The 14,058-nt window shown below is 50.2% G+C and carries 15 protein-coding genes; 8 read left to right on the plus strand and 7 right to left on the minus strand.

Going from position 1 to position 14,058, the window contains the following annotated elements:
- The first annotated feature begins 23 nt into the window (after nt 1-23).
- Nucleotides 24-1,016, plus strand: coding sequence for a DNA methyltransferase (locus H6F86_RS21955; protein ID WP_190451236.1), 993 nt, complete (start codon nt 24-26; stop codon nt 1,014-1,016).
- A 15-nt stretch (nt 1,017-1,031) separates the two neighbouring features.
- Here H6F86_RS21955 and H6F86_RS21960 read toward each other — a convergent pair whose 3' ends face one another.
- Both H6F86_RS21960 and H6F86_RS32925 read right to left on the minus strand, forming a co-directional pair.
- Entirely contained in the window at nt 1,032-1,322 is a 291-nt protein-coding gene (locus H6F86_RS21960; RefSeq protein ID WP_190451238.1) for a hypothetical protein, read from the minus strand.
- Nucleotides 1,323-1,585: 263 nt separating this feature from the next.
- On the minus strand, nt 1,586-1,714 hold the full coding sequence (locus H6F86_RS32925) for a hypothetical protein (RefSeq protein ID WP_277881698.1): 129 nt from the start codon (nt 1,712-1,714) through the stop codon (nt 1,586-1,588).
- Between the two features lie 3 nt (nt 1,715-1,717).
- Between H6F86_RS32925 and H6F86_RS21965 the strand changes: the two genes are divergently transcribed.
- From H6F86_RS21965 to H6F86_RS21975, 3 genes are all read left to right on the plus strand, one after another.
- On the plus strand, nt 1,718-3,418 hold the full coding sequence (locus tag H6F86_RS21965) for a nucleoside transporter C-terminal domain-containing protein (RefSeq protein ID WP_190451239.1): 1,701 nt from the start codon (nt 1,718-1,720) through the stop codon (nt 3,416-3,418).
- 361 nt (nt 3,419-3,779) lie between these two features.
- On the plus strand, nt 3,780-5,222 hold the full coding sequence (locus tag H6F86_RS21970; protein WP_190451240.1) for a DUF2079 domain-containing protein: 1,443 nt from the start codon (nt 3,780-3,782) through the stop codon (nt 5,220-5,222).
- Between the two features lie 62 nt (nt 5,223-5,284).
- Nucleotides 5,285-5,890 (plus strand): DUF3318 domain-containing protein, encoded by a 606-nt coding sequence (locus H6F86_RS21975; RefSeq protein ID WP_190451242.1) that lies wholly within the window; start codon nt 5,285-5,287, stop codon nt 5,888-5,890.
- Between the two features lie 104 nt (nt 5,891-5,994).
- Here H6F86_RS21975 and H6F86_RS21980 read toward each other — a convergent pair whose 3' ends face one another.
- From H6F86_RS21980 to H6F86_RS21990, 3 genes are all read right to left on the minus strand, one after another.
- Nucleotides 5,995-7,464, minus strand: a complete 1,470-nt coding sequence (locus tag H6F86_RS21980) for a glycosyltransferase family 2 protein (protein ID WP_190451244.1) — start codon at nt 7,462-7,464, stop codon at nt 5,995-5,997.
- On the minus strand, nt 7,418-8,392 hold the full coding sequence (locus H6F86_RS21985; protein WP_190451246.1) for a radical SAM protein: 975 nt from the start codon (nt 8,390-8,392) through the stop codon (nt 7,418-7,420). Before H6F86_RS21985 ends, H6F86_RS21980 begins: the two co-directional genes overlap by 47 nt.
- A gap of 296 nt (nt 8,393-8,688) precedes the next feature.
- Nucleotides 8,689-8,919, minus strand: coding sequence for a hypothetical protein (locus tag H6F86_RS21990; RefSeq protein WP_190451248.1), 231 nt, complete (start codon nt 8,917-8,919; stop codon nt 8,689-8,691).
- 78 nt (nt 8,920-8,997) lie between these two features.
- Here H6F86_RS21990 and ebsA point away from each other — a divergent pair, with 78 nt between their 5' ends.
- The 3 genes from ebsA (at nt 8,998) to H6F86_RS22005 (ending at nt 11,154) form a co-directional block, all read left to right on the plus strand.
- Nucleotides 8,998-9,375, plus strand: a complete 378-nt coding sequence (gene ebsA, locus H6F86_RS21995) for a type IV pilus biogenesis protein EbsA (RefSeq protein ID WP_190451251.1) — start codon at nt 8,998-9,000, stop codon at nt 9,373-9,375.
- Between the two features lie 160 nt (nt 9,376-9,535).
- Nucleotides 9,536-9,922 (plus strand): DUF2358 domain-containing protein, encoded by a 387-nt coding sequence (locus tag H6F86_RS22000; protein WP_190451254.1) that lies wholly within the window; start codon nt 9,536-9,538, stop codon nt 9,920-9,922.
- 41 nt (nt 9,923-9,963) lie between these two features.
- Entirely contained in the window at nt 9,964-11,154 is a 1,191-nt protein-coding gene (locus tag H6F86_RS22005; protein WP_190451256.1) for a TRC40/GET3/ArsA family transport-energizing ATPase, read from the plus strand.
- A 62-nt stretch (nt 11,155-11,216) separates the two neighbouring features.
- Here H6F86_RS22005 and H6F86_RS22010 read toward each other — a convergent pair whose 3' ends face one another.
- Nucleotides 11,217-12,422 (minus strand): aldo/keto reductase, encoded by a 1,206-nt coding sequence (locus tag H6F86_RS22010; protein WP_190451258.1) that lies wholly within the window; start codon nt 12,420-12,422, stop codon nt 11,217-11,219.
- A 6-nt stretch (nt 12,423-12,428) separates the two neighbouring features.
- Nucleotides 12,429-13,016, minus strand: coding sequence for a glyoxalase-like domain protein (locus H6F86_RS22015; RefSeq protein ID WP_190451260.1), 588 nt, complete (start codon nt 13,014-13,016; stop codon nt 12,429-12,431).
- A 322-nt stretch (nt 13,017-13,338) separates the two neighbouring features.
- Here H6F86_RS22015 and H6F86_RS22020 point away from each other — a divergent pair, with 322 nt between their 5' ends.
- Nucleotides 13,339-14,025: a sigma-70 family RNA polymerase sigma factor gene (locus H6F86_RS22020; RefSeq protein ID WP_347240886.1), complete on the plus strand. Its 687-nt coding sequence runs from the start codon at nt 13,339-13,341 to the stop codon at nt 14,023-14,025.
- The last annotated feature ends 33 nt before the right edge of the window (nt 14,026-14,058 follow it).

A 14,058-nucleotide genomic window follows, 5' to 3' on the forward strand; every position in this document is an offset into this window, starting at 1 on the left:
CCGAGAGTTTAGCCAGCATAAAGATGTTGCAAGACAAAGAGCGTGCGCCCCGTAATCGAACGATCGATTTAAGTGAGGAAGAGCGAAGGGTCTACAAACAAAAGCTTGTTCAACTCAGCCAACTCACTGAGTTAGAAGCCATTGTTAATTGTACGATTCATCAAGATTTGCTGACAGCTCTACGCTGGTTGCCAGAGCAGTGCGTTGATTTGCTATTTATTGATCCGCCCTACAACTTAGACAAAACGTTTAACGATAGCAGCTTTAAACGAAGAGATTTAGCGGATTATACAGAGTGGCTAGACACCTATTTGCAGGGTCTTGAACCAATACTGAAACCAACTGCCTCTATCTATCTTTGTTCCGATTGGCGATCGTCACCCGCCGTTTTTGATGTCATCAAACATCGGTTTCAGGTGCGTAACCGCATCACGTGGGAACGTGAGAAAGGGCGTGGAGCCGCTCGAAATTGGAAGAATGCCTCAGAAGATATCTGGTTTTGTACGGTCTCTGATACTTATACCTTCAATGTCGAAGCCGTCAAGCTAAAGCGAAAAGTGATTGCTCCTTACAGAATGGCTGGCAAACCTAAAGACTGGGATCGTACAGACGCAGGTAACTTCCGCCTGACTCATCCCTCTAACCTGTGGACTGACCTTACGATTCCCTTCTGGTCAATGCCAGAAAACACTGATCATCCCACTCAAAAGCCTGAAAAGTTGGTGGCAAAAATCATGCTTGCCAGTTCTAATACAGGTGATGTTGTGTTTGATCCTTTTCTTGGTTCAGGCACCACCTCTGTTGTCGCGAAGAAGCTAGGCAGGCGTTACATCGGTGTGGAACTGGACGAACTATACTGTTGCTTGGCTGAAAAGCGCCTTGCGATCGCCGACACGGATGCCTCCATTCAGGGCTATGCTGATGGCGTTTTTTGGGAACGCAACACACTTCACCAGCAAGGGCGTTGCCATGAGCAGCAATATGTTGCTCAACCCGCGACCGAGGCGCAAGCCTAGCAACGGTGGCTATATTTACAGGTCATTAAAAGGGTTGAAAAAACGGGGCGGCGGAATGTCTCGCTCTTTGTTGGCAAGCTCAGAGGGCGGTCGATCGCTGCTCCATGCCCACCACACTTGCGTGCATTGGCATTCGTAAAACTCTTGCCATTTGCGACGATGATCTTCGGTGTAAACAGGCGAGCGCCGATTAATCCAGACCCGCGTTGCCGCTTTACTAGACGCTTGACAGGCAGGACAACAAAATTCTGAGGCGTGAACGGTCGCTTTAGTCCAATCAGGAGGAGTCAGTTCAAACGCTTCCATGCAGACAAATAAGGAGAAATATTGCTTCTATTATCAACCTTTTAACCCCCAACCTGCCCAATGACTAAAGAGTGGGCTTCGTGAATCTCAATGGTGAAGAGCGATCGGTCATGTCTGTGTCTAGCTTCTTCCGAAGCAAGCGCGCTACTCCGATAAGTTTTGAAAAATAAGTGAGATTTAATGATTGAAGATGCGCTGAAGTCGTCTACCTTGGGTATGGTCTTACTGAAGCCTTAATTATAAAGCTATAGACTTTTAGTGCATCACGCTTCAGGCTGTAGTGCGACTGAGACGCTAGAGGGTTGAATCAAACCCTGTGCCTCACCACACCACACTACACTGCCGTAGACACCAACAGAATTACTGAAACCGCGATCAGAAGGAACACTCAATCTATGCCGCTGCTTAATATCATTTCGTTTCTCGGCATCTTTGGATTGTGCTTTATTGCGTGGCTCTTTTCAGAAAATCGCAGTTTGCGAGTGTTTCCCTGGCGTGTGGTGATTGCGGGTATTCTGCTTCAGCTTGTGTTGGGCGCGTGTGTGTTTATTCTGCCAGGAACACGGGATGCGCTTCAAATCTTTAGCAATTTGCTGAACAGTGTGTTTGATGCCGCTGACACCGGAGCACGGTTCGTCTTTGGTCGAAATATTGTGCCCGTACCAGGAACGCCGCCTGATGTAAATTTGGGCTATATCTTTGCCTTTCGGGCACTGCCAACGGTGATTTTCTTCTCCGGTCTGATGGCGCTGCTCTATAACATTGGCGTGATTCAGGTCATCACCAACGTCTTTGCCAAAGTGTTCTATACCGTGATGCGGTTGAGTGGTGCAGAAGCACTGAGCGGGGCTGCCAATATTTTTGTAGGTATTGAGGCGGCGATCGTAGTGAAACCGTTTTTGCCGAGAATGACCCGTAGCGAGCTGTGTGCCATTCTTGCCTGCTGCTTTGGCACGGCAGCATCGTCTACGCTGGCAATTTACGTCAGCTTTTTGAAGCCCGTCTTTCCCAACATTCTAGGACATCTAGTGTCGGCATCAATTATGGCGATCCCAGCATGCTTTGTGCTGTCCAAAATTTTGGTGCCAGAGACAGAAGTACCTGTGACCGCAGGCGGCATTCCGGTAGAGGAGAAGCAAACCAAGGTACGCGATACGGCTGTACAACCTGCTGATGTTGCTGCCGACGCGGACAAGTTTCCCCGTACTCGTATCCAAATGGATGATGACGATGATGCGCCAGTCGTACCGCAGGAAACCGTTGGCGGTGAACCGATCGAACGTGTCAGTCCGCTGGATGCCGCGATCGTCGGTGCGCTGGACGGGGTCAAAATGGCAGTGGCGATCGCTGCTGTGCTGATTCTGATCCTCGGTCTTGTTTCCTTAATCAATCAAATCTTTGGCGGACTGGCAGCGTTGCCCAGCCCTATTGGCGACGTTTTCCAGGTGGTGACGCTAGCAAACATTCTGGGTGTGCTGTTCTTGCCGCTGACCGCTCTCACCGGCGTTTCCCTGAATTGGGAAGAACTATGGCAATCCTCAGTCATCATTGGACGCAGATTGTTTGAAACCGCGATTCCGCCTTATCAAGCACTGGCGGCAGCAGCAGCATTACCTGAAGGTACGCGGGTCATCAGCGATCGTGCCGTTTTAATCGTGAGCTACGCGCTATCGGGCTTTGCTCATCTCGCATCGGTAGGCATTTTTGTGGGCGGCACGATCGCCCTCATCCCCTCACGCCGCAAAGATATTTCTGAACTCGGTTGGAAAGCACTGTTTATTGGCACTTTGGCAACGTTGATGATTGCTTGTGTCGCTGGTGTTTTTGATACAGGCAATGCCAGCATTCTCGGTGAACAACAGCCCCCTGTGGTAAGCCCAACGCCGACTCCTACTCCATTAACCGCCCCTACTGCCTCACCCACAACAACTGTGTCACCAACGCCGATCGCAGTACCCGCCAAGCCATCTCCACTCGCGACACAGGCAGCTCCACAGCCTTCGCTTAAGCCAACCACGACTCCACAGGTTAGAGTAACGCCTGCACAACCGTCTGTTAGCCCCAAGCCTACAGGCGTAAGACAACCTGGGCAGTAAGCGTGAGACTCTTAACGGCTGCTTGGCAGGTCGTATGACACAAAGTCAAGAGACAGCACACGTACCTTATTTGAATGAGAATGCTACACACCCTTATAGAATAAGTAGCTGGGCGTAATTATTTATAAGCTGCCTTTCAACTTCGCGCTCGACGTTTCGGCTGAACGCAACGCTGAAGTCTGAGCGCCCTTCGGCTTGAGCGCTCAGGTCGAAAGCGCACACCGAAGTCTCAATGCGCTCAGCCCTTGTAGGCGGGTTGAGCGCAGTCGAAACCCAGTCTCTAAGTGGTGTTAAGTCAGCCATAGAATAGAACGTGGCACATTCTCAAACTGCAAATTGCTCTAACGTAGTGTCTAAGTAAATGGATCAGAAGCTTACTTCACTAGATGCTCTTAATGATCGGTCTGACTCTGAAGCTAAACCCATTTTTTGGTTAGTTGGTGTTAGCGCAGTCGTGCTTTTTCTTGCTAGTAGCACGCGCCACATTCTGTTTCATTCGGCTGCGTTTGACCTGGGTTATTTCGATCAGGCTCTTTATTTAATTAGCCAGGGACAACCGCCGGTTGTCTCTTTTTGGGGCTTCCATTTCTTAGGTGGTCATGCAGATTGGATACTGTATCTGCTAGCACCGCTCTACAAAATCTACCCAAGCGTTTATTGGCTCTTAGCTCTACAGGCGATCGCGCTTTCCTTAGGAGTCATCCCAACATGGCTGTTAGCCAAACAAGCCGGAGTAAAACCAGGGCAGGCGATCGCGATCGCAGTGGTATATCTTCTCTATCCGTTAGTTTTTAACATTAACCTGTTTGACTTCCACCCTGAAGTGCTGGCGTTGCCCGTGCTTTTAGCGGTCGTTTTAGCTGCGCGCCAAAACCGACCACTCTGGTTTACGCTGGGTACTCTTTTCATTTTGGGCTGTCGGGATGCGCTCTCACTGACCGTCGCGGCAATGGGCATATGGCTCCTACTGGTAGAAAGGAAACGGCTGTGTGGCGCGATCGCTCTTGGCACTGGAACGGCATGGTTTTTGCTAGCGACACAGGTTGTGATTCCGCACTTTAGACCGTTTGGAGTTGAAGCCGTCGCTCGGTATGCAGGATTAGGCAACTCCGTTTTAGACATTGCCAAAAATATCTTTCTTCAGCCAAACTTAGTCTTAAATCGTCTCTTTTCACTGCCTAATTTAGAATATCTTTGCTTGTTATTCATACCTGTTCTGTGGGGGCTATCGCTGAAGCATCTTGCACCATTGCTAGCAGCAGTACCGCAACTGTCGATGAATTTACTCACAGTCTATCAGCCGCAAAAAGATTTAGTTCATCAATATTCTGTACCGATTTTACCGTTTCTTTTGTTAGCAATTATTGCTGCTGTAGCAAACGATAAAAGCTGGATTCGGAATCGACGTGGCATGATTTTGTGGTCACTAATTGCCTTTTTAGCATTAGCAAAGTATGACTTTTTCTTTGGGCGTTATCTGAAAAAATTAGATACCTGGCAGGCAACACGAGAAGCGATCGCACAAATACAACCGGCAGCCAGCGTTTTGACCAGTGCTCAAATTGTGCCGCACTTAACACATCGTCCTACAGTGCAATTCGAGCTTAACCACTTTAAAACTGCGGCATTGCATAATAATTTCAACTACGTTTTATTAGACACTCGCCACCCTGGGATGAGTTGTTCAAAGGAGTGTCTGACTACCTTGCTGGGTCAGCTTCAGCAGAGTGCAGCTTATCAGCTAACCTATCAGCGCGATGACGTTTATTTGTTTGTCCAACCTGTTGTTAAAAAGCCTGTGTGAGCGCCAGCCTTAATGGGCGTTCGTGCGACAATTCACACAGGTGAAGATATACAGCAACCGCTATGAACCCAGATTTTGAGATGCGCCGCCTTCTGGATGTCATGCCAGCCTCCGGTCGTATGGCGACAAAGCTTGTCAGCAAGCCTGAACAACGGGTCGTGGTAGACAGCACCTTTCCGATGCCCTGGGTGAGCGATCGCCCAATTTGGATTAACTTTGACCTTTGGGAGCGTCTCTCTCGACCGCAGCGCGATTTACTAATTCTCCGTACGGTGAGTTGGCTGACGGGTGTGAAGTGGTTTCGTCCCAGTCTTTACCAGGGTGTAGTGCTGGCGGGTGTTGTCGGGGGCATTGTGGAGCTGGTGCAGGGCGATCCCGTTGGCATTGTTGCAGCAAGCGGCTTAACTGCGATCGCAGGTGCCCAAATCTGGCGTACTAACCGGAGTACCCAAATGGAACTTGATGCCGATGAAGCTGCCCTTCGAGTTGCCCAACGACGTGGTTACGAAGAACCAGAAGCTGCTCGTCACCTGTTAAGCGCTATCGAAGCGGTCGCTGAAATCGAAGGACGATCGCTCAACTTCATCGAACTCCTGCGATTGCAAAATCTCCGCTCGCTTGCTGGCGTATCTCCCGTCGGAGTACCCGATCGAGTGCGACAAAACTAGACAGTAGGACGGCGAAACGTGAGTAAGGGGTAGAGAGAAGGAACGGCAAGGCTAAAGATAAAGGCTAAATTAACCTAAAACTTTCATCCTTCATCCCTTCTCCTTCATCCCTCCCCTTGGTGAATCGTCTTCACCCATTTCAAACGTTTAGGGCGAATTGAAAGACGGATGGTTGTTACAGAGACTACGGGCAGCCAGTGAAACATATAGATTGTGCCAAAAACAGTATGGAACAACAGCCGCATCGAAGAAAGAAGCACTGTGCCTAGTTCAGCACGTTTGGCACGCAACCTTCCATTTTGAGCGAGTGGCTCTTGCTGTAAGTGCCTTGACTGCGATCGAATCTGACGCAAACCTGCCACCGTACCTAAAATAGACAACACCAGTGTCAAGGTTGTCAGCGGAGTTACCAACAGCGGACGGTTGCGAAGTAACGACATCAAAAGATCCGGCACAATCGCGGTTGGCAGCAAATACTGAATCACCCAGAACATGAGTAGGTCGATCGTTTTGCCCGTGCCCATCTTGTTCTGCACGATCGGTTGCCAGTAATCAAGATAGCGTTGGTAGCCGCCTTCAGCCCAACGGCTGCGTTGATGCCAGAGCGAGACTGCCTGCGTTACGCCCTCTTCTTCGACGGCTGGTAGCGCCATAAAATCCACATCCCACTGGTCAAGATGCAAACGAAACGTGAGATCCAGATCATCCGTGATCGTTGCTTCATTCCAGCCGCCACAATGTTCTAGCGCCTCACGACGGACAAACTGACCATTACCGCGCAGTTCACCAATGCCACCGATCGCAATCCGTTGCCGCTGATAGAACGAATCCAGCGCCATTTCTGCAACCTGACCATACGTCCAGCCATTCTCAAACCCGTTAGACACTGACTTGCGAACCTGAACAGCACCCAGTTCTCTGCGCTTAAAGAGTGGTAAAACTCGCCGCAGCATATCGTGTGACACCTGGGCATCGGCATCAAACACGGCAATAATCTCACCTTTTGTCAACGGCAAGACCTGATTCAGCGCACCCGACTTACCACCGCCAGCATTCGCTGGACGATAAAACACCCGTAGCTGCTGATACTGCTGCTCTAGCTGTTTTAGCAAGGCAGGCGTTTGATCAGTGCTATTGTCGTCAATCACCCAAAGTTCGTAACAATGGGTCGGATAGTCCAGTGCACAGAGCGTCTTGACCAGTCTGGCAATCACTGCCGCTTCATTTTTTGCCGCTACGAGAATAGATACCAGCGGCAAAACATCATCTGCCTCACTTAATAGGGGGGTTGGCGTCGCCAGCGGACGAGCCAGAAAGATCCGTGTTGCCTGGATAGCCATCAGGGTCGTTAAGCCAACGACAACCCAATAGCCCCAGGTAACAAGGTGCAGCGCGATCGTGCCGCTCCAAATAACAACCAGCGAAATTGCTGCTCTCCGCCGTCGGTTATCACCCCGCTCAGGTTGACTTGATGCACTCTCCACTTCAGGGAGATCAGATAGATCGACAAACAACGAGTCAAGCGGTTCAAGCTCGCTGTAAGAATCGTTTTCGGGCCAGGAACTCTCCGGCATAAGTTACTTGATTCAACCACCAATATTTATCTAAACCTTTGAAGAAGCTTGGAATGAGATAACACCAAACCGTGCAGCCTTCACACACGGATAGCTTACCTTGAGATTGGCGATAGTCTTCCACAACTTCGGACTGCTTGTACAGGTCATACAGTCGTCCTTCGATCGGCAAACCTGTTTGAGCAAAGTGATAACAGGGCAAAAGCAGTTCGTCATTAGGCGAAATAGCAATGACCGCATCAACGGCTTTACAGCGGGGATTGCTAGTATCGTTGCCGCCTGCTTCAATAAACGCTAAGGCTGCTTTGTTATAGCCCACATTGCTGTAGCGCTTAGCAGCCACTTCGATCGCCGTTACCAGCTCCGGAGTTGGATTTTTCTTTGAGTTGTAATTGCTGTGTGCCGTAAATGCCGGGTTGAGCCAGACTCGTGCTTCTAGCTGTTGCCCCAGTTCCGCCACTTCCCCAATACGTTCATAGTTCTGAGCAGTCACCGTATGGTTTAAAACCGGGTTTTCGCCTAGTGAATGAGCAAGCTGCACTGACTCAACCAACGTGTCAAAAATTTTCACGCCCCTCGATTGGTCATGCGTTTCAGCATCAGCACCATCTAGCGAGAAGTTCAGAAAATCGACCAACCCCTTCATTTCATGTGCCCGCTTGGGGTAGAGGATGGTGTTAGTCGTCATGCTCGTCACAAATCCTTGCTGCTTAGCTTCAGCAAAAATTTGTCCAACATCGGTTCGCAGTAGTGGTTCTCCACCTGTAAAGTCTACATACTTCACATTCAGCCGCCGCAGATCGGCTAAATTGCGGCGAATGGTATCAAAATCTGCCTCTTTTTTCGGCTCTAACGCCCAAATGTCACAAAAGTGACACCGTGCATTGCAACGGTAGGTTAGATAATAATTTGCAACCAGAGGTGCCATAACTTGTTTAACGTTTAGTCTCCGCTGAGAACTACAGTAGTCTGCTGAGAACCACAATAGGTCGAACAGTTACAGAAAACAAGCGCCTTGCATACAACATTAGTACCCTGCCTCCTACCTGTAGACCTTAGTGTGACAAATGTGATATCCGACATCAGGCGCGAACCCAACCTCCTTCGCCTTCAAGCCGACGAGGAACGAAGTCAATGTAGCAGACGGTACTGTTGCAGAAGGAACGGGATCTCATTTTATGCAGATCGATTCTTGATTTTGGGCACACTACGGCAGGCAGAAAATCAGTGTGCCTGATCACGGCGAAAGAAACTGGCTTCATCTAGCCTGATGTCGGTCAACAGCTTATGCTTGCTACCTGTGCTTGCTGATGCGGATGCGTGCTGCAAACAGTACCGTCGTTCCAACGACAGTCTAGAGAAATTGGGGCAACACGCATCGGCAGCGATCGCGGTTTGAGTTAAAATCACTGGCAGTCTGAGCATTCCTACTGCCAAAGCTCTTTCGCACAGCATCACAACGCCTCCTCGAAACGCGCTGAGTCTCCTACCCAACTGCATTTTCCACCTGACAGCACTCTAGGAAGATTGACTATGTCTATCGACAAACTTCAACCCGCCCCCAACCAGCACGTAGGCGTTTATGCACCCTACTATCCGCAGGCAGCAAAGCGATCACACCTGCCCCTGGCAATCAGCCTCTACCAAAAAGGCTCGCTAGAAGGTCAGCGCAAAATTGAGGGCGGTGAGAGCATCCCCTTCATTGCCACCTGGAATGTGTCGACCTTACCGGCTGACCTGACCCGCTGTCGCATTCAGTTTGACGGCAACTCAGAACTCAGCTATGAACTCATGATGGCGAACTTTGAGTTCATTGATTTCCTCATCGACGTGATCCTAAATTTCAAGCGCGTTCACCTTGCAGATTTCTCGCAATCGTTTTACCGCAAGTTAATGCGCTATGACGACTAGAGGGAACCGAGTAAGGAGTGAGAGGCGAGGAGCTAGGAGTCAGGACTCAAGGGGCTTTTTAGTTGTTAGTTATTAGTAAGGAGTCAGGAACGGCTCGTGAACTAACAACTAACAACTGGTTCAACTCAAAAGTCAGAACGCAAAACCCTCTTCCCCCCTCATGGACATTCTTCAAATCCTTAAAGACGACTACCAGCGGTTTCCGGTTGACCAGACTTACAGCATTTACGCTAAGGATGTGTATTTCAAAGACCCGACAAGTGAGTTTCGGGGAGTCGATCGCTACCAACGCACGATCGCGTTTATCCAAGCCTGGTTTCGCCACTGCAAAATGGATTTGCATAAGATTCAACAAACAGGCAACCGTATCCGCACAGACTGGACGTTGAGCTGGAATACACCGCTGCCCTGGCGTCCTCGCATCACTATTCCTGGCTGGAGCGAACTCACTCTCAATGCGGATGGCTTGATTGTCTCCCACCTCGACTACTGGCATTGTTCACGTTTGGATGTCTTGAAGCAGCACTTTCTGCCGAAAACTCGATAAAGTAAAAGAATGTAAACAATTCTTAGTAGGGTTCGATCGCCATGCGCGTAATTTTGATGACGGGCAAAGGGGGCGTAGGCAAAACCTCTGTTGCTGCTGCCACTGGTTTGCGTTGCGCTGAGCTTGGCTATCGCACCCTTGTTCTCAGTACCGACCCAGCGCATTCTCTGGCAGACAGCTTTGATGTGGAACTGGGTCATGACCCCAAACTCGTGCGTCCTAATCTGTGGGGAGCCGAACTTGATGCGCTCAAGGAACTGGAAGGTAATTGGGGAGCCGTAAAGCGCTACATTACTCAGGTTTTGCAGGCGCGGGGCATGGACGGGGTACAGGCAGAAGAACTGGCAATCCTTCCTGGCATGGATGAAATTTTTGGCTTGGTGCGGATGAAGCGCCACTACGACGAGGGCGAGTACGATGTGCTCATCATTGACTCTGCACCCACGGGAACCGCACTACGTCTGTTGAGCTTGCCAGAAGTTGGCGGTTGGTATATGCGGAAGTTCTACAAGCCCTTTCAGGGAATTTCTGTCGCCTTGCGTCCGTTGGTAGAGCCACTGTTTCGACCGATCGCGGGCTTTTCGCTCCCTGACAAAGAGGTGATGGATGCACCCTTCGAGTTCTACGAGCAAATCGAAGCGCTGGAGAAAGTGCTGACTGATGCGACTAAAACCTCGGTGCGTCTGGTCATGAACCCTGAAAAAATGGTGATCAAAGAATCACTCCGTGCCCACGCTTACCTGAGCCTGTATAACGTGGCAACGGATATGGTGGTGGCAAACCGTATCCTACCCGATTCTGTCTCTGACCCCTTCTTCCAGCGCTGGAAGGAACAACAGCAGCAGTATCGTCAGGAAATCCACGAAAACTTCTCACCGCTACCGATTAAAGAAGTGCCGCTGTATTCGGAAGAGATGTGTGGGCTAGCAGCGCTCGATCGGCTCAAAGATACCCTCTACCCCAACAATGAAGATCCGGCGCAGGTTTACTACAAAGAAACCACGCTGCGAGTGGTGCAAGATAAACAGCAGTACAGTCTGGAAGTGTATCTACCAGGCATTGAGAAGCACCAAATTGAACTAAGCAAATCCGGCGATGAGCTAAACATTCGCATTGGTAATCACCGTCGTAATCTGGTGCTGCCACAGTCGTTAGCTGCCCTGGAACCTGCGGGGGCAAAGATGGAAGATGATTACCTTAAAATCCGCTTTGCGAGTGTAGCCAAAGTTTAGAGATGTTGGAGCGATCGACCTCAACAATTGTCTGGCTGCCTAGTCCATGTTTCACTCGGCAGTTACAGGATGTGCTCTCTAGTAGACGATTGCCGGGATAAGCGCTGTATTTTTTGACCGCCTAGAAGTGCATGGGTTTCGGCTAGAAGCTGGGGAATTTTGTCGGCGTGGGGACTCTGCGCGAGGCATGGCTGCAAATTGAGGTCTGCCACCCGATCGCCATTCGCACCCGGAAACCAGTGCCCGCCTTGCCCCAGCAAGTTGTACCGCATCTTGGCATAGTCCACCATGTCGTAGGCAAGCGCTAGATTTCTTAACCACAGCATCACCGGGATGTTCAGCCCTCCAGGCGTTTCTGCTAGCGTTGGTAGACCAATGTGCCAGGTTTTCATCCAATCTGCACCAAGACGGTCGATCGCTGCCTGCTCCAACTGCTCTAGGATAGGCGGCAGCACGTCCGAAGCATGGTCCAGGTAGGCTAATGTCTTCAAATGTTCATCAAAATCTTGAGGGTTGGCAGCACCAATGCTTAATGTATGCACTTGGGGATGGCTTAAGCAAAACAGGTCATTGAAGACGATCGGACTCAGCGGTGCACACAGATTTACCAAACGTTGCGGCGGCTTAAAGAGCATTCCACCCTTTTCAGAAGGGCTGATGATAAAAACGCCCATGTCATGCCGAGCCGCAGCTTCAATCGCAGACCAGTTCGTCTGGTTGATGTAGTACCAATGCAAATTTATGTAGTCGAACTGATTAGTGGCGATCGTCTGCTCAATCACATCAGTGGGTCCATGCGTTGAGAAGCCGACAAACCGAACTTTGCCCTGATTTTGCAAAGCACGAACAACATCCAGGCAGCCACCAGGACGGATACAAAAGTCCAGTAGCTCGGGCGTGTTGATGCCATGCAGCCCCAGCAAGTCAACGTGATCAAGCTTCAGGTACGACAGCGACTGGTCAAACGTACGCCGAAAGGCTTTGGCATCGGCAACAGGCGAAATTTTCGTTTGGACAATGAGTTTCTCGCGTGGCAGCGTCGGTAAGATTTGCCCCAACTGCATTTCCGAGGTGCCGTAGCCGCGCGCAGTTTCAATGTGGTTGATGCCCACGTCGAGCGATCGCCGGATGGTTGCCTCCAGGTTTGCCTGACTGTCAGCCGGAATCTGCTTCGGTGAGACGTCCTGCCACTTGTGTTGGTATCTCATGCCACCACACGAAAAAACAGGCATGGCTAACTCTGTGCGTCCAAACCGACGGTATTGCATGAGTTCTTAAGCAGATACTTCCGCCATTTCAATCACATTGCCGTCATAGTCCTTCACCAAGAAATTTAGGGGTTTCTCCTGCCGAATTTTGTGCTTTACGTTTCGCATCTGCACCCGCAAGAGCACCTGTTCTAAACAGTCTCGATCAAAGCAGACGTGCCGCTGACGATTCTTCTCGCCCAGACTAGCTCCTGCAATAATGTGCAGCTGGGTATTTTTTTTCAACTGATACCACAAACCTTCAGGGGCACTGGTAGAAGATAGCCCCGATCGCCCAATGCCCGGAGAAAGATAGAGGGGGTCGATCGCTGCCGCACCCAAAGATTGCTCGTAATTATAGTAATAGTGCAAGGGAATATCAGCCGCTGGCAGCTCTAGCATCCCTTCATAGAGATTTTTTGCTAGCTGCACGTCCGTCACCATAATGGTGTGAACCTTCGGGGCACTGGTGAGAAACATCCACATTGCCACTGCGTATGCACCTAACAGCATCACCATAATGCCTTGGGTGGAAAACAATGGATCTAAGCCCGGAAGAGCGGCTAGCGACAGCGGTTGAGTAAAAGCCAGAATACTACTGATCGATATAGTCATGAGTAGAACAAGGCAAGCGTTGATGAGGGCAGACGTAGAAGCAGCAGCCTGCTCTAAAAACATTCAGAGGTTAAGCGTCCCTCCATTGTATCAAGAAGAAATGCGGTGGAAAGGGGAGCCGCACGTCAGCAGCTAACAGCTGATGTTAGCTGACAAGAGAGGTAGGGGAAGCGGAGGAGGCGATGCAACGTTCCATGCCCTGTTTCCTACTCCCTCTTGCCAACATTACATTACTGATTTGTGAAAAAACCGTGTCAATTTGCCCAAAACCGCTTATATATTGGAGGTCATTCATTTGCACAACTAGCTGGTTACTTGGGCTGTGTCCATTCCTACATTTCCTGCAATTCCGTCCTTCCCAGAATGTAACCATCCGGTAGTGAAGGGTTTGACGCACTATAGCGATCAAGATTTGCTGACCTTATTTCAGCGCCACCCGGATTCTGGGCAATATTTTACGGCGATCTTTTGTCGCTACAGTCCGATGGTGTACACGCTTATTCGGCACTCGGCACGATCGCCCGTCCAGGCAGACTATCTTTTTGCCAATACCTGGCGACATATTTTCCATGAGCTGGGTGGCGTTGATTTGCGTAGTGGTGGTGAAAATGACGCTGGCATGACGCTACAAAGCTGGCTGATTAACGTAACAGCAATTTGTATTAATCGGGCAGAACTGCCGCCCGTGGAAGCAATTCAATACAACTTAGAAGCTGCGCCGCCGCCCTTGTGGTGCTATATCGAGCGAGTGTTGGATCAGATGCCGCCAACCCTACGGCTGATTGTGCTGATGGCACAGACGTTTAACTGGAGCGAAACGCGGATTTCAGCGTATCTGCGGGCAGAGGGCGAGGCAATGTCTCCAACAGAGGTGCGATCGCAGATCCAAGAAGGCTATCGGTTGCTCGAAACAATGCTGCCAGACGATGTGCGAACCATCTATCTAGAAGGGAATGCTAGAAGTGGACTGGGGTTTGGTGCGACCTCAGTAGAAACGAGCGTTGAATAAAGACACTCTAGGGCTAGCTGTTCGGCTAGGTCG

Source organism: Phormidium sp. FACHB-592, from assembly GCF_014695795.1.
Lineage (GTDB): Bacteria > Cyanobacteriota > Cyanobacteriia > Leptolyngbyales > Leptolyngbyaceae > Stenomitos.